This is a genomic window from Faecalibacterium sp. IP-1-18 (assembly GCF_023347355.1).
In the GTDB taxonomy this organism is placed as follows: Bacteria; Bacillota; Clostridia; order Oscillospirales; family Ruminococcaceae; genus Faecalibacterium; species Faecalibacterium prausnitzii.
Window position 1 is genome coordinate 1,737,402 of record NZ_CP094472.1, and the last position, 16,879, is coordinate 1,754,280.

The 16,879-nt window shown below is 57.0% G+C and carries 17 protein-coding genes; 12 read left to right on the plus strand and 5 right to left on the minus strand.

All coding sequences use genetic code 11. From position 1 onward, the window contains the following. Positions 1 to 94: 94 nt before the first annotated feature. Together spoIVB and prfB are read right to left on the minus strand one after the other, a co-directional pair. Positions 95 to 1,318, minus strand: a complete 1,224-nt coding sequence (gene spoIVB / locus MTP43_RS08250) for a SpoIVB peptidase (protein ID WP_117526267.1) — start codon at positions 1,316 to 1,318, stop codon at positions 95 to 97. A gap of 116 nt (positions 1,319 to 1,434) precedes the next feature. Continuing rightward, positions 1,435 to 2,556: a peptide chain release factor 2 gene (prfB, locus tag MTP43_RS08255; protein ID WP_117526268.1), complete on the minus strand. Its 1,122-nt coding sequence runs from the start codon at positions 2,554 to 2,556 to the stop codon at positions 1,435 to 1,437. Between the two features lie 258 nt (positions 2,557 to 2,814). On the opposite strand from prfB, the gene MTP43_RS08260 reads away from it, so the two are divergent. Together MTP43_RS08260 and MTP43_RS08265 are read left to right on the plus strand one after the other, a co-directional pair. After that, positions 2,815 to 3,804: an RING finger protein gene (locus tag MTP43_RS08260; RefSeq protein WP_117526269.1), complete on the plus strand. Its 990-nt coding sequence runs from the start codon at positions 2,815 to 2,817 to the stop codon at positions 3,802 to 3,804. A 78-nt stretch (positions 3,805 to 3,882) separates the two neighbouring features. Next, on the plus strand, positions 3,883 to 4,758 hold the full coding sequence (locus MTP43_RS08265) for a UTP--glucose-1-phosphate uridylyltransferase (protein ID WP_005923887.1): 876 nt from the start codon (positions 3,883 to 3,885) through the stop codon (positions 4,756 to 4,758). Positions 4,759 to 4,906: 148 nt separating this feature from the next. Here the strand turns inward: MTP43_RS08265 and MTP43_RS08270 are convergent, their stop codons facing one another. Beyond that, positions 4,907 to 6,100, minus strand: coding sequence for a cation:proton antiporter (locus tag MTP43_RS08270; protein WP_249234729.1), 1,194 nt, complete (start codon positions 6,098 to 6,100; stop codon positions 4,907 to 4,909). Between the two features lie 281 nt (positions 6,101 to 6,381). Here MTP43_RS08270 and rpsF point away from each other — a divergent pair, with 281 nt between their 5' ends. The 3 genes from rpsF to rpsR are packed head-to-tail and all read left to right on the plus strand — an operon-like array spanning position 6,382 to position 7,480. After that, positions 6,382 to 6,666 carry a 30S ribosomal protein S6 gene (rpsF, locus tag MTP43_RS08275; protein ID WP_005923879.1) on the plus strand — a complete coding sequence of 95 codons (285 nt, stop codon included), beginning with the start codon at positions 6,382 to 6,384 and terminating at the stop codon, positions 6,664 to 6,666. Positions 6,667 to 6,696: 30 nt separating this feature from the next. After that, the gene (locus tag MTP43_RS08280) at positions 6,697 to 7,176 is read left to right on the plus strand and encodes a single-stranded DNA-binding protein (protein WP_005923877.1); all 480 of its coding nucleotides are present in this window, start codon (positions 6,697 to 6,699) and stop codon (positions 7,174 to 7,176) included. Between the two features lie 46 nt (positions 7,177 to 7,222). Further along, positions 7,223 to 7,480, plus strand: a complete 258-nt coding sequence (gene rpsR / locus MTP43_RS08285; protein WP_015538096.1) for a 30S ribosomal protein S18 — start codon at positions 7,223 to 7,225, stop codon at positions 7,478 to 7,480. 87 nt (positions 7,481 to 7,567) lie between these two features. On the opposite strand, the gene MTP43_RS08290 is transcribed toward rpsR, so the two are convergent. Continuing rightward, positions 7,568 to 8,161 (minus strand): hypothetical protein, encoded by a 594-nt coding sequence (locus MTP43_RS08290; RefSeq protein WP_005923871.1) that lies wholly within the window; start codon positions 8,159 to 8,161, stop codon positions 7,568 to 7,570. 318 nt (positions 8,162 to 8,479) lie between these two features. Between MTP43_RS08290 and MTP43_RS08295 the strand changes: the two genes are divergently transcribed. From MTP43_RS08295 to MTP43_RS08325, 7 genes are all read left to right on the plus strand, one after another. Next, positions 8,480 to 9,487, plus strand: a complete 1,008-nt coding sequence (locus MTP43_RS08295; RefSeq protein WP_015538095.1) for a LacI family DNA-binding transcriptional regulator — start codon at positions 8,480 to 8,482, stop codon at positions 9,485 to 9,487. Between the two features lie 74 nt (positions 9,488 to 9,561). Beyond that, positions 9,562 to 10,902: an ABC transporter substrate-binding protein gene (locus tag MTP43_RS08300; RefSeq protein WP_005923867.1), complete on the plus strand. Its 1,341-nt coding sequence runs from the start codon at positions 9,562 to 9,564 to the stop codon at positions 10,900 to 10,902. A 103-nt stretch (positions 10,903 to 11,005) separates the two neighbouring features. After that, entirely contained in the window at positions 11,006 to 11,857 is an 852-nt protein-coding gene (locus tag MTP43_RS08305; protein WP_055185145.1) for a carbohydrate ABC transporter permease, read from the plus strand. Then, complete coding sequence (locus MTP43_RS08310; protein ID WP_005923863.1) at positions 11,857 to 12,699, plus strand: carbohydrate ABC transporter permease; 843 nt, start codon at positions 11,857 to 11,859, stop codon at positions 12,697 to 12,699. Before MTP43_RS08305 ends, MTP43_RS08310 begins: the two co-directional genes overlap by 1 nt. A gap of 13 nt (positions 12,700 to 12,712) precedes the next feature. Next, on the plus strand, positions 12,713 to 14,185 hold the full coding sequence (gene malQ, locus MTP43_RS08315) for a 4-alpha-glucanotransferase (protein WP_005923861.1): 1,473 nt from the start codon (positions 12,713 to 12,715) through the stop codon (positions 14,183 to 14,185). A 339-nt stretch (positions 14,186 to 14,524) separates the two neighbouring features. After that, complete coding sequence (locus MTP43_RS08320) at positions 14,525 to 14,995, plus strand: hypothetical protein (RefSeq protein ID WP_044960295.1); 471 nt, start codon at positions 14,525 to 14,527, stop codon at positions 14,993 to 14,995. Positions 14,996 to 15,029: 34 nt separating this feature from the next. Further along, positions 15,030 to 15,389 (plus strand): hypothetical protein, encoded by a 360-nt coding sequence (locus MTP43_RS08325; RefSeq protein WP_005923851.1) that lies wholly within the window; start codon positions 15,030 to 15,032, stop codon positions 15,387 to 15,389. 61 nt (positions 15,390 to 15,450) lie between these two features. On the opposite strand, the gene MTP43_RS08330 is transcribed toward MTP43_RS08325, so the two are convergent. Beyond that, positions 15,451 to 16,743, minus strand: a complete 1,293-nt coding sequence (locus tag MTP43_RS08330) for a galactokinase (protein WP_015538091.1) — start codon at positions 16,741 to 16,743, stop codon at positions 15,451 to 15,453. Positions 16,744 to 16,879 lie beyond the last annotated feature (136 nt).

A 16,879-nucleotide genomic window follows, 5' to 3' on the forward strand; every position in this document is an offset into this window, starting at 1 on the left:
TCCCTTAACACCATGGATTTTACCATAATTTTCCAGATAGTTCAACGGTTTATTTTGGGAAATTATGGAAATTCTGCTCGAATGTCATACTTTTTTATGCTGCTGCGTCCGTTCCGGGCACGGAATGCGCCTGTTCCAGCATGGTTTGTGCAAAAATACCGTAGCCTCGTGTCGGGTCATTGACCAGCACATGGGTCACTGCACCCACCAGCCGTCCGTTTTGCAGGATGGGACTGCCGCTCATCCCCTGCACGATGCCGCCGGTCTGCGCCAGCAGTGCCGGGTCGGTGACGCGCAGCACCATGTTGCGGCGCGGGTCGGCGTCGTTCACCTTTTCAATATAGACACGGTAGCTGCGGGGCTTTTCGCCGCTGGTGGTGGTCAGGATCTCTGCCGCGCCGGGCAGCACCTCCTGCGCAAAGGCAAGCTCTGTCTGCTGCCCGGCAATGGCGGTGCTTACCGTGCCGTAAACACCATTTTCGCCGTTGATGCAGATCCTTCCAAGGGCGTGGTCGCTGAGGAATTTGCCTTTCAGCTCTCCGGGGCTGCCGGCGGTACCGCCGGTGCAGCCCACGATCTGGCAGGCCACGATCTCGCCGCTGCGCAGGGCAACCCGCTCGCCGGTGTCGCTGTCGCTGATAGGGTGCCCCAACCCGGCAAACACCCCGGCCTGCGCATCTACAAAGGTCAGAGTGCCCACCCCGGCGGAGGAATCCCGCACCCACATCCCTGCCCGCCACTGGGCGTTCTGCGTATCCCACACCGGCAAAAGGATGGTCTGCCGCTGCTCCCCCTTGCGGACGTAGACCACCTCCACCGCCGCACCGGCGGCGGCTTCCAGTGCAGCATGGACCTGCTCGTTGGTCTCGGTGACCGTGTTTCCCATGCGGATGACCCGGTCGCCCAGCCGCAGCCCCGCCTGCTTTGCGGGGTTCACTGTACCGGCGGCGGTGTGCACCTCGGAAAAGCCCACCACAAGCGCTCCCTCTGAAAACATCTTCACCCCAAAGGGCGTGCCGCACACCGTGACCGTGGGGCGCTGCATCACGGTGGCACGGATGGTCTTGACCGGCAGCCAGCCGCCCAGCGCCAGCGTGGTCTGATAGCTGCCCGCTGCCCGGGTGCTGGCCACGTTGCGGCTGCCGTGTCCGCGCAGCGGTTCCACCCAGCCAAAGCGGGGCAGCGCAAGGGGCTGCTCCGGTTCCAGATAGACTTCCTCCGGCAGGACGCACCACAGCCAGCCCAGCGCCGCCACGGCGGCCACCAGCAGATAAACCCCTATCATCTTTATCCACCTGACGATGCTGTGCTTGGACATTTTACGGCCTCCCTGCGCATTTTTCGGGGTTAGTATGCGCAGACAAGCACGAAAAAACCGCACCTGCATCCAAAAAGGGACACAGGTGCGGTTATGATTTTTACAGAGACAGGCGCTTATGCGTCCTGCAGCTCGCCGCGGCTGGCGGCCTTGAGGTAGGCAAAGATGAACTCATCGATATCGCCATCCATCACGGCATCCACATTGCCGGTCTCGTAGTTGGTGCGGTGATCCTTGACCATGGTGTAGGGCATGAACACATAGCTGCGGATCTGGTGACCCCATGCGATCTCGTTCTGTACGCCCTTGATGTCGTCGATCTTATCCATATGCTGCTGCTTGGCGATCTGGTAGAGCTTCGCCTTCAGCATTTCCATAGCGTAGTCGCGGTTCTGGAACTGGCTGCGCTGGGTCTGGCAGTTGACCACGATGCCGGTGGGCTTGTGGATCAGACGGACAGCAGAGGAGGTCTTATTGATGTGCTGGCCGCCGGCACCGGAGGAGCGGTACACCTGCATCTCGATATCCTCGGGGCGGATGTCCACCTGAATGGTGTTGTCCAGTTCCGGCATGACCTCCAGAGAGGCAAAGCTGGTCTGGCGGCGGGCGTTGGCGTCAAAGGGAGAGACACGCACCAGACGGTGCACGCCGTTCTCGCTCTTGAGCAGACCGTAGGCGTTGGCCCCCTTGACCATCATGGAAGCGCTCTTCAGACCGGCTTCGTCGCCGTCCTGATAATCCAGCACCTCCACGGTCATGCCGTGTGCCTGTGCCCACTTGTTATACATACGATACAGCATCTCGGCCCAGTCCTGTGCCTCGGTGCCGCCGGTGCCTGCGTGGAAGGTAAGGATGGCGTTGCTGTGGTCGTACTCGCCGTTCAGCATAGTCATCAGCTGCAGTTCCTCCACAGCCTTGCCCACGGTGTTCACGGCCTCCTCGGCCTCGGGGATCATGGCGGGGTCGTACTCCTCGTCCAGCATCTCCAGCATGGTCTCAGCGTCATCGTACAGACCCTGCAGCTTTTCAAAGCGGTTCAGCTTACCCTTCAGGTCGCCGACTTCGTCAAAGACCTTCTTGCTCAGTTCTGTATCATCATAAAAGCCGGGGCGGGACATGGTGTGCTCCAGCTCCTGCACGCGCTTGCGGCTTGCTTCAATGGCCAGTGCTTCCTCCAGGTCCTTAACGGCCTTGGCGTGCTCGGCCAACTGCACTTTCAGTTCATCAGTCGTGATCATTTTCTAAGTTCCTCTCGTTCAAGGGTTTACATCATAACAATAATGTCCCCGGCAGGGTGCAAAACGCACGCGCAGCGCGCATTTTCTGCTCCGCCAAAAGACACAGTTTATACACAGATACTTCATTAGTATACCGAGAATCTGTGATAAAGTAAAGAGGAAAAATACTATCTTGCCGGATTTTTAAAGATTTTCACCTTTTCTTTTCATACCCGGGGGAGTATAATACCAGTATAATCGATTTCACAGGAGGATATCATGCCGAAATATTATGGCTGTCCCTGTGAGGGCTGCGGCAAGCCGCTGACCCTTCAGGACGACATCGTGGTCTGCCCGGACTGCGGTGCACCCTATCACCGCACCTGTTACGAGAAAATGGGTCTGTGCATCCACGCCCCTGCCCATGGCGCAGGCTATGAATGGAAGTTTCCTTATCAGGATGCGCAGCTGCGCACCTGTCCCACCTGCGGGGAGCGCACCCTGCGCAGCGAGAATGTCTGCCGCTGCTGCGGCGCTGCCCTGCCCCCTGAGAGCGCAGAACAGCCCAACGACCGTGCTGCCGCCAGCGCCGAGCAGAACCGGGATTTTGATTACAGCAGGATGTACCGGGACGAAATGTACCGTAATTTTACCGAGAAGGTCGTTGACCCGGTGCACCGCAATGTGCGCGCCGCCTTTGGCAAGGATGAACTGATCGACGGCGTCCCCTATCAGGACTGGGTGGATTTTATCGGCACAGCCGCGCCGGTCTACCTGAACGATTACAGCCAGATGCAGCTGCGTCACTCCAAGATCTCCATGAGTTTTTCAGCGCTGCTGTTCGGCCCGTTCTACTTTTTCTACCGCAAGGCGTGGAAGCCTGCCTTCGGCTTTCTGGCCGCAGAACTGCTGCTGTTCATTCCCACCTTAATCAGTATGATGCAGACCACCGGCAGCCCCCTGACCGCCGGGATCAGCGCCTCTATGCTGGTAGTGTTGAGCCGCGTCATGTCCCTTCTCAGTTTTGCACTGATGCTGGTGCGGGGGCTGTATGGCAAGTGGCTCTACCGCCGCAGCGCAGCGGCACGCATCCGCCGCATCCGTGCCGAGTTCCCGGACCCGGAGCAGCGCCGCGCCGTGCTGAACGCACAGGGCGGTGTCAGCTTTGCAGCCTGCATCGGAGCGTTCATCCTGCTGATGCTAGTAGGCAGCCTTTGCTCCATGCTGCTGGGGCCGGACCTGAACGCACTGGTAGGCACCTTTATCTGATAACGGTTCATGCAGGATGGGGATCCTGCTGAAAAGCGCGGTTCACCGTGCATAAAATGAGAACATGGGAGAATCATTATGAAAAAAGTCACCAAAGCCGTTATTCCGGCTGCGGGTCTTGGCACCCGCGTACTGCCCGCTACCAAGGCAATGCCCAAGGGAATGCTGCCCATCGTGGATAAGCCCGCCATCCAGTATCTGGTGGAGGAGGCCGTCCGCTCCGGCATTACCGATATCCTGATCATTCTGGGCCGCAACCAGAGCATTATTGAGGATCATTTTGACCGCAGCCCCGAGCTGGAGGAAAAGCTGGCAAAGCCCGGCAAGGAAAAGATGCTGGAGGAGTGTCTGGGCATCGCCAATATGGCCAACATCCTGTTTGTGCGCCAGAAGGAGACGCTGGGTCTGGGCCACGCAGTCAACACCGCCAAGGCCTTTACCGGCGATGATCCCTTTGTGGTCATTTATGGCGATGACGTGATCTGGGGCGAGGATCCGGTCTGCGCCCAGCTGATCCGCGCCTACGAGGAGTTCGGCCGTCCGGTTGCCGGCGTGTCCGCTGTGCCTTGGGAGGACGTGAGCCGCTATTGCAGCTTAAAGACCACCCCTATCCACGACAACTACTTCTTTGTGGACGATATGATCGAGAAGCCCAAGAAGGGGCAGGAGTTCAGCAACTATTCCATTCTGGGTCGTGTGCTGCTGACCCCGGAGATCTACGAGATCCTTGCCCACACCAAGCCCGGTGCCGGTGGCGAGATCCAGCTGACCGATGCCATGGCAGAGTATGCCCGTACCCGCGGCGGCATGACCGCCGTGGAATTCACCGGCAAGCACTACGATATGGGCAACAAGCTCAAGGTCGTGGAGGCTCAGGTGGAACTGGCCTTGCAGCACCCTGAGATCGGCGAGGAGTTCCGCGCCTACCTGAAGGAGTTCTGCAAGACGCTGTAAATTATATACTGCGTAAACAATAAAAACGGGGCTGTTGCACGAAACTATGTGCAGCGGCCCCGTTTTTTTGCCTATATTCAGATAAAAAGGGGTTCAGAAACGCCCGCAGGCCTTTCTGAACCCTAAACATGAAAATTAAATTCCTGATTTAGTTTGCCTGACTGGGATGCGGCACGGGCGGGCGCTTGGTGAACATGGCCTTGAGTGCCAGCGGGGTAGCCACGCTGGACACCACGATCAGCAGGATCACAGCGGTAAAGTAGACCGGGTCTACCACACCGATGGCCAAGCCCTTCTGTGCCACGATCAGTGCCACCTCGCCGCGGGTCATCATACCGACGCCGACCTTCAGGGAATCGTCCCAGTTGAAGCGGCAGATCTTTGCTGCCAGACCGCAGCCGATGATCTTGGTGATCAGTGCCACAACCACGAAGCAGACGCAGAAGAGTAAAATCTCCGGGGTCAGGCCGCTGATATCGGTCTTGAGGCCGATGGAGGCAAAGAAGATCGGCGCAAAGATAACGTAGTTGCTGATATCCACCCGGCGCTCTACATAGGGTGCGTCATCCATGGTGCACAGCACGATACCTGCAATGTAAGCGCCGGTGATATCGGCGATGCCGAAGTATTCCTCTGCGATGTAGGCCATGGCAAAGCAGAAGGCCATGCTCACGATGGTGATACGCTGGGTATGGGGGTTGCGCTGATCCAGCCATTTCATGGCGTAGTGTACCACAAGGCCAACGCCCAGTGCGGTGGCAAAGAACAGCAGAGTGTTGAACAGCACCTTGCCCAGACCCGTACCGGTGCCGCTGCTGGCGCCCAGCACACAGGTGAGCACCACGATGCCGATGACATCATCAATGACAGCGGCACTGACGATAGTCGTGCCCAAAAAACTCTTCAGGTGCCCAAGCTCCTGCAAGGACGCCACCGTGATGGACACACTGGTAGCGGTCATAATGGTGCCGATGAACAGCGCCCGGTAGAACTCCGGGCTGCCAACTGCGGCAAAGCCGTAGAACGCACCATATAATAAGGTGCCGCCCACCAGAGGCACAGCCACGCCAACGGTAGCGATCAGGGTGGCGATGGGGCCTGCCTTGATCAGCTCTTTCAGGTTGGTGCCGAGGCCGGTGGTGAACATGAGCATCACAACGCCGATCTCTGCAAAGATGGAGATGGAGTCGCTGATCTGCACCAGGTTCAGCACACAGGGGCCGATGAGCAGGCCGGCGATGATCTCACCCACCACCTGCGGAGCCTTGCACTTGCGCGCCACCAGTCCGAAGAATTTCGCGCTCAGGATTATGATTGCCAGATCTCGAAACAACGAATACATGGATTATCCTCCTTTAATTTTTCCCGCTTCCCTGCCACTGCCGGAGCCCCGGCCCTGCCATATTGCAGGGAAAGCGTTTACATTATAGTCCTTTTTACCAAAAAATGCAAAACATTTTTTATCGTTCTTTTTGTCAAAAAAGCTTGACAGAAGTAAAGAAGCTTGCTATAATAAATTGCTGTCTGAACAGACACACCACACAGGCCGCGATACCGCAGCCTGTGTACCCTTGGCCTTGCAGATCCGCAGGGCCCTCAAGTCCAAAAGGAGGTGCTACAAAAATGGCAAAGTACGAAACCATGCTGATTACCAGCGCCGCTCTCGATGAGGAGGCTTCCGCCGCTCTGGTGGGTAAGTTCAAGTCCCTGATCGAGGCTAACGGTACGATCGATTCTATCGACGAGTGGGGCAAGCGCCGTCTGGCCTACCCCATCAACGACGAGGAAGAGGGCGTCTACACCGTGATCAACTTCACCAGCGAGCCCAGCTTCCCCGCTGAGCTGGACCGTGTGTACAAGATCACTGAAGGCGTTATGCGCAGCCTGATCATTGCTCACGAGGAGTAATTCTTCTGTGACAGAAAGGGAAACCGTACTATGTTGAATGTTGTTGCTATCATGGGTCGCCTTGCGCGTGACCCTGAAATGCGTCAGACCACTACCGGCAAGAATGTCGCTTCGTTCCGCATTGCCTGCGACCGCGGGCGCCGCGATGCCAATGGGCAGAGCGTGGCGGACTGGATCGATGTGGTTGCATGGGATCGGCAGGCCGAATTCGTCTGCCGCTATTTCCAGAAAGGTTCCCTGATCGTTGTGGACGGCCGTTTGCAGTCCCGTCAGTATCAGGATAAGACCGGCGCAAACCGCACTGCCGTTGAAGTGGTTGCCAACAACATCAACTTTGCAGGCCCCAAGAGCAGCAATGCAGGTGACGGAAACGGCTATCAGAATGCCGCTCCGTCCTACCAGAACGCAGCGCCTGCCCGTCCGGCTGCTGTGGAGGCAGCTCCCAGCTACTCTGCCGGCAATGCCGACGACTTCGCCGTCATTGATGACAGCGATGACCTGCCGTTCTGACACGAAACGGTCTATCCGTTAAAAATCCAATAGGAGGTAATAAGCAATGGCTTTTGAAAGAACCGAAGGCTCTCGCCCCGCACGCCCCATGCGTCGCGGCCGCAAGAAGGTTTGCAGCTTCTGTGTCGATCGCATCGACACCATCGATTACAAGGACGTGCCCCGTCTGCGTAAGTACGTCTCTGAGCGTGCTAAGATCATTCCCCGCCGTGTGACCGGCACCTGCGCTTACCATCAGCGCGCACTGACCATCGCCATCAAGCGTGCTCGTCACGTTGCTCTGATGCCCTACGTCAGCGACTAATCTTTAAAAAACCAACCCGATCAAAATAATCAGCAATCAGCAAAGCGCTCTCACCGATGACAAGGTGAGAGCGCTTTTTTGCTTGCGTTAGATATACTGTTCACACCAATGTTTTACCTTCTCCCCCACCTGCCGAGCGGTCAGCCCGTCGGTAGAAAGAAATGTTACGTTTTTCTTTTCCCGGAACCATTCCCGTTTCAGCGGCAGAAGGTGGTTCAGGTAATACGCAAAGAATTCCCGGGAACGGGTGGTATCTCCCGCTTTACGGGCACGCAGGACGGCTTCGGAAGCGTCCAGAAACAGAATGTGCTCCGGCATACAAGCCTGCACCGCTGCAAGCTCCGGGGCCAAAGCCTGCCGGATCGCTTCGATCTTCCACTCCAGCCCCCTGCTTTTGGGGTAGTTCAAGGTGTAGAACTCAATCTCCTCCGCGCCGAAATCCATCACGGCGTGGGGGTATTTTTTTGCTTTCTGCCCGCGGCGCAGCTCATTGCGCAAAAAAAGCCGTTGGATCTCCAGATAGTCCGCATAGCTGTTCTTATTCAACCCACGCTGCTTTATCTCTGCAAGGACGGCAGCGTTGTCCTCAAAACAAACCTGTACCTGTTGGCAGTGCTGTTCCAGATAGCGGGCTGCCGTGGTCTTTCCCACTGCCATGCAACCCTGTAAGGATAAGATCATAACATTTTGCCCCCTCTCCTTTTTTCACATAGTATAGCACATTCAGCTGTGTACCGGGAAGCGTTTTTCGCGCAAAAAGTTACAAACCGGTACGATTGTCCCGGTTGTTTATGACTTGTACCGGGAATTATCGGTATTTTCAGATTTGCTGCTTTGCGCGCAAATCAAACTGCACAAATGCGAGGGTCGGCATTGCACACCTTGTACAAAGTTGTATCACACTTATTGATTTTTTATACAGAATGTGCCATACTAATGTCGCTGGGAACGTTCCCGACAACGTTCCCGAAACACTTTCAGAAAGTGAGGCCCGCCGACATGGCAAACCTGACCATCAAGGACATCGCACGGATCAGCGGTTGCTCTGTCAGCACCATCTCCCGTGTGATCAACGACAGGCCGGATGTCCGCCCGGAGACCAAGGAGCACGTTCTGAAGGTGATGCGGGAGGCCGGGTTTGTGCCCAACACCAACGCCCGACAGCTGAAGATTCAGCAGTCCCGCAGCCTTGTGTTTGTGGTAAAGGGCACCCGGAACATCTTCTTTTCTGATTTTCTGGTGCAGCTCCAGCGCGCCGCCACCCTGTACGGATACAACGGCATCGTCTCTTACTTGGACGAGAACGCCAACGAGATCGACGCCGCCGAAAAGATCCTGCGGGAGATCAAGCCCAAAGGCATCATCTTCTTGGGCGGCAGCGTAGCCAACTTCCAGCGGGGCTTTGACCGTATCAATGTTCCCTCGGTGCTCACCACGCTGGTCACGGACGAGCTGGACTTCCCCAACCTTTCCATGGTGGGCGTAGATGACCGGGCAGCGGCCTATACCGCTGTGGACTACCTGATCCGGCAGGGGCACCGCAAGATCGCCGTTTTAGGCGGTCCGGTGACCAGCTACCCCAGTCTGATGCGCCGTCAGGGCGCACAGCAGGCCATGGAGGATGCGGGCATTGTGTTCAACGACAAGCTGTACGGCCTGTCCAACTACGATTTCGAATCCGCCTACCACGCCATGAACAGTCTGCTGGCCCGACGGGCAGAGTTCACCGCCCTCTTCGCCATGAGCGATGTCATCGCCTTTGGCGCCATCCGGGCGCTGGTAAGCGCCGGGTTGCGGGTACCGGAGGATGTTTCGGTGATCGGCTTTGACGGTATCACGATGTCCCGCTACTGTGTACCGGTGATGACCACCATCGTCCAGCCCAGCGAGCAGATCGCACTGCAAAGCATCGAGCTGCTGGTGCGGCAGATCGAGCATGGCTCCCCCGCCCAGACCGTGACCCTGCAGCCGGAGTTGCAGCAGGGCGAAAGCGTAAGGGCAATTTAAATTTTGTATTCCCTCCGTCGAAGGACGGAGAGTATATAGTTGATCTGTAATTTTAATAAGAAGGAGAACTTATTATGAAAAAGATGATCACTCGTCGTAACTTCCTGAAGGCCGCTGGCGTTTCTGCCGCTGCTCTGGGTCTGGCTGCCTGCGGCGGCTCTTCCAGCAGCACCGCTTCCTCTGCTGCCAGTTCTACCGCTGCTTCCAGCACCGCTGCAAAGGCAGACGGCAAGGTCTACTACCTGAACTTCAAGCCCGAGCAGGATCAGGATTGGCAGGATCTGGCCGCTGAGTACACCAAGGAGACCGGCGTGCCTGTGACCGTTGTCACCGCTGCTTCCGGCCAGTACGAGACCACCCTGATGAGCGAGATGGAGAAGAGCGAGGCTCCCACCCTGTTCCAGGTGAACGGCCCTGTTGGTCTGGCAAACTGGAAGGATTACTGCTACGACCTGTCCGGCAGCCAGCTGTACGGCGAGCTGACCAGCGATTCCTTTGCACTGAAGGACGGCGATGCTGTTACCAGCATTGCATACGTCATTGAGACCTACGGCATCATCTACAACAAGGAACTGCTGACCGCTGCCGGTTACAAGCAGGAGGACATCAAGGGCTTTGCCGACCTGAAGAAGGTCGCTGATGACATTCAGGCTCGTAAGGCTGAGCTGGGCGTGGACGGTGCTTTCACCTCCGCTGGCATGGACGGTTCTTCTGACTGGCGCTTCAAGACCCATCTGGCAAACCTGCCCATCTACTACGAGTACAAGGCAGACGGCATCGGCTCTACCGACGCCATCAAGGGCACCTATCTGGATAACTACAAGCAGATCTGGGATCTGTACATCACCGATTCCACCTGCGATCCCAAGCTGCTGGCTTCCAAGACCGGCAACGATGCTGTTGCTGAGTTTGTGGGCAAGAAGGCTGTGTTCTACCAGAACGGCACTTGGGCTTACAATGACGTGAAGGATCTGGGCGACGACAATCTGGGTATGCTGCCCATCTACATCGGCGTGGACGGCGAGGAGAATCAGGGCCTGTGCACCGGTTCCGAGAACTTCTGGTGTGTCAATAACACCGCTTCCGAGGCCGACATTCAGGCTACTCTGGACTTCCTGTACTGGTGTGTCACCTCTGAGACCGGCACCAGCGCAATGGCTGACAAGATGGGCTTCGTCATCCCCTTCAAGAAGGCTAAGGACTCCACCAACCCCCTGATCACCATTGCAAACCAGTATGTGGCCGACGGCAAGACCAGTGTTGACTGGTGCTTCTCCACCATGCCTTCCGAGGAGTGGAAGAACGGCGTGGGCAGCGCTCTGACTGCATACGCAGCAGGCACCGGCAAGTGGGACGACGTTGTCACCGCATTTGTGGATGGCTGGGCCAAGGAGTACAAGCTGGCCAACGGCTAAGCCTTTGACTGGAGATCTCCCTAGGAATTAAAAAGGGAGGCGGGCGAAAAGTTCGCCCGCCTCCTTTCCTTTTTTATCAGACAGCTCCCTCAGGAGGTATATCATGCAAAAAGCCATTAGTAAATACTGGCCGATATTTGTGCTGCCTACTCTGGTCGCCTTTATTATCGGCTTCATCTGGCCCTTTATCTGGGGCGTTTATCTGTCCTTCCAGCGGTTCACCACCGTGTCCAAGACTACATTTGTGGGCATCCAGAACTACCTCTCGGTATTTCAGGATTCCACCTTCCTGCACGCTTTCGGCTTTACGGCAGCCTTTACCGTGGTGAGCACTGTGCTCATCAACGTGTGCGCCTTTGCCATTGCGCTGGTGCTGACCCGCGGCATCAAAGGCACCAACATCTTCCGTACCGTGTTCTTTATGCCCAACCTGATCGGCGGCATTCTGCTGGGCTATATCTGGCAGATCCTGCTCAACGGCGTGCTGGCGAACCTGCAGAAGCCTCTGCTGGCTCTGGATGCCAAGGCCGGTTTTGTCGGTCTGGTCATCCTGATGTGCTGGCAGCAGATCGGCTACATGATGATCATCTATGTGGCTGGCCTGCAGAGCGTGCCCGGCGACCTGATCGAGGCCGCTAAGATCGACGGTGCCAACGACCGCGAGATTCTGTTCAAGATCAAGATTCCCATGGTCATGCCCAGCGTGACCATCTGCACCTTCCTGACCCTGACCAACAGCTTCAAGCTGTTCGACCAGAACGTGGCTCTGACCGCAGGCGAACCCGCCAACGCCAGTGAAATGCTGGCACTGAACATCTACAACACCTTCTACGGCCGCTCCGGTGCGCAGTGGAAGGGCATTGGTCAGGCAAAGGCTGTTGTGTTCTTCCTGATCGTGGTGGTCATCTCGCTGATCCAGCTCCACTTTACCCGCTCTAAGGAGGTGCAGCAGTAATGTCGAAACAGAAAAGAACCTGGGATGTCATCCTTGTTGTTGTAATGGTTCTCCTCTGCCTGCTGTGGATCTACCCCATCGTGCTGATCCTGCTGAACAGCTTGAAAACCGAGGGCAGCTTTACCACCTCTACGGTGTTCCGTCTGCCCACCGCCGAAACCTTTGCCGGACTGCGCAACTACGTTTACGGCGTGACCAAGATGGACTTTCTCTCCAGCATGGGCTACAGCCTTCTGATTACTATCACCAGCGTGGTGCTGATCCTGCTGTGCTGCTCCATGACTGGTTGGTACCTGACCCGCGTAAACAACAAGCTGAGCAAGTTCATGAACCTGCTGATCGTGTTCTCCATGGTCGTTCCCTTCCAGATGGTCATGTTCACCCTGTCCAAAACTGCTGACCGTCTGAACCTGAACAACCCTTGGAACATCTGCATCATCTATCTGGGCTTCGGCGCCGGTCTGGCCGTGTTCATGTTTACCGGCTTTATGAAGAGCGTGCCCATGGAGATCGAGGAAGCAGCCATGATCGACGGCTGCAACCCCATCCAGATCTTCTTCAAGGTCGTGTTCCCCATCCTGAAGCCTACCATGATCTCCACTGCTATTCTGGAGACCATGTGGGTGTGGAACGACTACCTGCTGCCCACGCTGGTGCTGGATATCAAGAAGTACCGCACCATCCCCATGGCGATCCAGTATTTCCGCGGCGGCTACGGCCGTGTGGAGCTGGCTCCCATGATGGCCTGCATCATCATTGCTATCATCCCCATTATTATCCTCTACATGACCTGCCAGAAGTACATCATCGAGGGTGTCGTGGCCGGTGCTGTAAAGGGCTAAGGAGGTGCACGTTATGCGTGCAAGCGGCATTTTGATGCCGGTGTTCAGCCTGCCGGGGCCTTTTGGTATCGGTACGCTGGGCAGTGAAGCGACCGCATTCGTTGATTTTCTGGCCGAGGCAAAGCAGACTTATTGGCAGATCCTGCCCATCGGCCCTACCGGCTATGGCGACAGTCCCTACCAGAGCTTTTCCGCCTTTGCCGGAAACCCCTACTTTATCGATTTCCGTCTGCTGGCGGCAGATGGCTATCTGACTGCCGAAGAGATTCCCGCCGCGCAGCCGGTAAGCACCGTTGACTACGGTGCGCTGTACAACCAGCGCCCGGTGCTGCTGAAAAAGGCTGCTGACCGGCTGCTGGCAGCCCCCTCCCCTGCTTACGAGGCCTTCTGCACCGCGCAGAGCTTCTGGCTGGAGGACTACGCCCTGTTCATGGCCGTAAAGGCAGAGCAGGGGCAGGCAGGCCTTGCCGACTGGCCGGACGCCCTGCGCTGCCGGGAGCCGGAGGTCATTGCCGCCGCAAAGGTACGGTTGGCAGACCAGATTAGCTACCACAAGGCGGTGCAGTTCTTCTTCTACACCCAGTGGAACGCGCTGAAGGCCTATGCCAACCGCAAAGGTGTCCTGCTGGTGGGCGATATCCCCATCTACGTCAGCCCGGATTCCAGTGACCTGTGGACCCAACCGGAGCTGTTCCAGACTGATGGACAGATGCACCTGACCCATGTAGCCGGCTGCCCGCCGGATTCCTTTGCGGCAGACGGACAGCTGTGGGGCAACCCGCTGTACGATTGGCCTACCCACAAGGCCACCGGCTTTGGCTGGTGGAAGCGGCGCATGAAGCACGCCACCTCTATCTACGATGTGGTGCGCATTGACCACTTCCGCGGTTTCGAGAGTTACTACTCTATCCCTGCCGAAAACACAACGGCTGCAGGCGGTCACTGGGAAAAAGGCCCCGACCGGGACTTTATCCACGCCATGCAGCAGGCGCTGGGCGGCGGCAATATCATCGCCGAGGATCTGGGCTACTTGACCCCGGAGGTGAAGGCGATGCTGGCCGAAAGCGGCTACCCGGGCATGAAGATCATGCAGTTTGCCTTCGACAGCCGGGAGTCGGGCAACTACCTGCCCCACACCTATCCCCGCAACAGTGTGGTGTATACAGGCACCCACGATAACGTGACCACCGAGGGTTGGCGCAGCAACGCCAGCGCCGAGGACGTAGCCTACGCCTGCCGGTATCTGCGCTGCACACCGGAGACCCTGACTGAAGGCATGATCTGCGCATGCCTTGCCAGTGTTTCGGACACCGCCATCATCCCGCTGGCAGACTGGCTGCATCTGGGCAGCGAGGCCCGCATCAACACCCCCAGCACACAGGGCGCAAACTGGCGCTGGCGGCTGGCACAGCCCCTGCCCGCTGCATTGGCCGGGCACATCGCCGCGCTGACCACGCTGTATGAGCGCGTGCCGAAAGCACTTTGACCTCGTTTTCCTTTCGTTTGGCAACCTGTAAAACACACAAGGCATCTGCTTTGCCCGCTGCTGCGTTCTGCGCAGCGGGTACGGGCAGATGCCTTTGTTGTTGATCGGCTTTTTCAGCACATTTTTGCTACAACATTTTTTCGCCGTAAAAAAGCAGGAGTTTTGCGCGTTTATGGCGTATTCAGGTCAGTTTTACAACGCATCGTCACAATATATTCACAAATGTATCATGATTTTCAAACCCGCGCTCTCTTGTCATTTTTGTGCAGATATGCTACAATTCAGTTACTAGATGAACTGCCCCTTGGGGAGTTCTGTGTGCGAAAGGAGTTTTCCATCATGGATCATACATATCAGCGCCCGCTGCAGCTGCCCGCCTGCTGCTCTGTGCTCTCTGCCGAGGAGATGACCTATACCGAGGGCGGTGCCCTTTCTATCAACATCACTCCGGAGCAGGTGATGGCCTTTGGCATCAATGCCACGGTAAACCTGCTGGGCATGATGGGCCGCTATGCGTTCCAGGCTGCAGTTTCCGGTATGCAGAATGCCCTGAACGATGGTTTGGGTGTTGGTGATGCAATTGGGCACTACTGGGGCAAGCTGAACACATGGAGCAAGGTTGCCACGATCGGTATGGCTGGTCTGGGCGGTTATTATGCCTATTGTCAGGCACGCAGCATCTATCTCTCCATCAAAAATCTTGTGGACGCCTTTAAGAATACGTACAACGAAATTCAGGCCAAAAAGAAGGCAGAACAGGAGGCCGCCGAGCAGCAGAATTGTCTGCCTACTCTGGTAGCTCTGTGCTGATCTTTCATCGACCCGGAAAGGAGTGTTTTTATTTATGAAAAAGCTTCAGCTGCCCTCTTCCTACGCAGCCCTCTCCCCCGAGGAGCAGTGCGCTGCCTTTGGCGGCAGCGAATTCGGCGATGCTGTCGGCAGCTTTTTTGACAATCTGCACTTCAATGATTTCTTCTGGAACGGTGGGCTGATCTCGTTTTCCTTCACCTTTGTGCCCATGCTACTTTTCCGCGTGATCAAGACAGGTGTGCAGACCGGGATCAAGCTCTCTCAGCAGATCGGCCGCCTGCTTGGCATCACCCGCGAGGCTACCGTCACTGCCGTCCAGTACTTGGATAATACGCAGCAGCGAAATGACCAGCCGGTCGAAAATTCTCTCCCCCAGCTTTTTTCTCTTCAGTAATAAGCTATAAGAAAGCCGTGCATCCCGGAGCATTCCGGCTATGCACGGCTTTTTGTTTTGTTCAGATCACCCGGACTGCACCCTGCTCCCGCAGGCGCAGCACATAGCAGCTGCCCTGCCCGAATACCTGCTCGATGGCTGTATGGTACCGCTCCAGCAGCTGCCCGGGCACATAAGCCTGAATGGTGCCTGCAAAGCCGCCGCCCTGCATCCGCCATGCGCCCTCACTGCCCTGCAGAATGCTCTGGCTCAGAGCCAGCGCTATGGACAGTCCCTGATGCCGCACATCCGCTGTGCAGTACACATTCTGACACAGCGCAAAGGAAGCCTGTCCGCTCTGCTTCACCAGACCTGCAAACACCGGGAACTGCTTTGCATAAAGCGCATCCCGCTGCGCCAGCGTGCGGGCATTCTCCTCAAAATAATGGATCGCCCGCAGCACTGCACGGTCTCCGCAGCAGCTGCGCAGGACAGGCAGTGCCATCCAGAACGCGTTCTCTTCCACCTGACCCAGCAGCGGCTTTCCGAAGCAGGCGGCCACCTGCTCCATCTCCTGCCGAATCGCCGCAAACTCGCTCGTCAGTTCGCTGTGGCTGCCCCGGGTATCGGTGACGCAGAGGAACATTCCTTCCGGCAGCAGACCGTCTGCATGGAGCTTTTCGATCTTTGGGGTGCGCGGATCGGCAAAATCCGCAAAGATAATGCCGCCCACCGCACTGGTCAGCTGATCCAAAAGACCGCTGGGCTTGCCGAAATAGGTGTTTTCCGCATACTGGCAGATGCCCGCCAGCTCTGCCAGGGTCAGCCCGGTGCTGTATTCCTCGTTCCAGATAGAGGCCATGCCCATCTCAAAGGCCGCCGAGCTGGACAGACCGGAGCCCCGCAGCACATCGCTGGCGGTGTAGGCATCAAAGCCTCCGATCTGCTTGCCCACCGCGCGGAAACCCTCAGCAATGCCGCGGATCAGGCTGGCCGAATGGGTGCTCTCCCCTGCCTGCGGCTCTGCGGTGGCCAGATCAATGACATCCAGCTTGTTGAACCCCCGGGACTTGACCCGCACATAGCCATCCGTATTGCGGGCCGCCACTGCCACCATATCCAGCGTGACCGCCGCCGCAAGGCCGTAGCCCCCCTGATGATCCGTGTGGTTGCCGCCCAGCTCTGCGCGCCCGGGTGCAGAGTACACCTGCACCTGCCGCCCAGGGCCGAAATACAGCTCGAACTGCTCCAGCGCAGCCGCATAGCGCCCGCGCTGCCGTTGTAGCACCGCCGGATTCGCCCCATAAAGTGCAGCAAGTACGGCGTCCCAGCTGCCCTGCAGGATCTGTTTTCTGAGTTGTGCACTGGTGGCCATGACAGCTCCTCCCCTCCGGAATAAACGATTCTGCTCTTTTTGCCTATTGTAAAGCATTTCGGGCGTTTTTTCAATTTATTTGACCTAAAAATCCAAAATTTGGCGTCAGGTGCAAAGAATAAGATGTACTTTTGTT

Bases quoted from the DNA above. Each gene is read 5' to 3' on its own strand.
- MTP43_RS08260 (WP_117526269.1), top strand. From the start codon at position 2,815: ATGCCGAAATATTATGGCTGTCCCTGTGAGGGCTGCGGCAAGCCGCTG.
- MTP43_RS08325 (WP_005923851.1), top strand. From the start codon at position 15,030: ATGAAAAAGCTTCAGCTGCCCTCTTCCTACGCAGCCCTCTCCCCCGAG.
- MTP43_RS08320 (WP_044960295.1), top strand. From the start codon at position 14,525: ATGGATCATACATATCAGCGCCCGCTGCAGCTGCCCGCCTGCTGCTCT.
- spoIVB (WP_117526267.1), bottom strand. From the start codon at position 1,318: ATGTCCAAGCACAGCATCGTCAGGTGGATAAAGATGATAGGGGTTTAT.
- malQ (WP_005923861.1), top strand. From the start codon at position 12,713: ATGCGTGCAAGCGGCATTTTGATGCCGGTGTTCAGCCTGCCGGGGCCT.
- rpsR (WP_015538096.1), top strand. From the start codon at position 7,223: ATGGCTTTTGAAAGAACCGAAGGCTCTCGCCCCGCACGCCCCATGCGT.
- MTP43_RS08270 (WP_249234729.1), bottom strand. From the start codon at position 6,100: ATGTATTCGTTGTTTCGAGATCTGGCAATCATAATCCTGAGCGCGAAA.
- MTP43_RS08280 (WP_005923877.1), top strand. From the start codon at position 6,697: ATGTTGAATGTTGTTGCTATCATGGGTCGCCTTGCGCGTGACCCTGAA.
- MTP43_RS08295 (WP_015538095.1), top strand. From the start codon at position 8,480: ATGGCAAACCTGACCATCAAGGACATCGCACGGATCAGCGGTTGCTCT.
- MTP43_RS08265 (WP_005923887.1), top strand. From the start codon at position 3,883: ATGAAAAAAGTCACCAAAGCCGTTATTCCGGCTGCGGGTCTTGGCACC.
- rpsF (WP_005923879.1), top strand. From the start codon at position 6,382: ATGGCAAAGTACGAAACCATGCTGATTACCAGCGCCGCTCTCGATGAG.
- MTP43_RS08305 (WP_055185145.1), top strand. From the start codon at position 11,006: ATGCAAAAAGCCATTAGTAAATACTGGCCGATATTTGTGCTGCCTACT.
- MTP43_RS08310 (WP_005923863.1), top strand. From the start codon at position 11,857: ATGTCGAAACAGAAAAGAACCTGGGATGTCATCCTTGTTGTTGTAATG.
- MTP43_RS08300 (WP_005923867.1), top strand. From the start codon at position 9,562: ATGAAAAAGATGATCACTCGTCGTAACTTCCTGAAGGCCGCTGGCGTT.
- MTP43_RS08330 (WP_015538091.1), bottom strand. From the start codon at position 16,743: ATGGCCACCAGTGCACAACTCAGAAAACAGATCCTGCAGGGCAGCTGG.
- prfB (WP_117526268.1), bottom strand. From the start codon at position 2,556: ATGATCACGACTGATGAACTGAAAGTGCAGTTGGCCGAGCACGCCAAG.
- MTP43_RS08290 (WP_005923871.1), bottom strand. From the start codon at position 8,161: ATGATCTTATCCTTACAGGGTTGCATGGCAGTGGGAAAGACCACGGCA.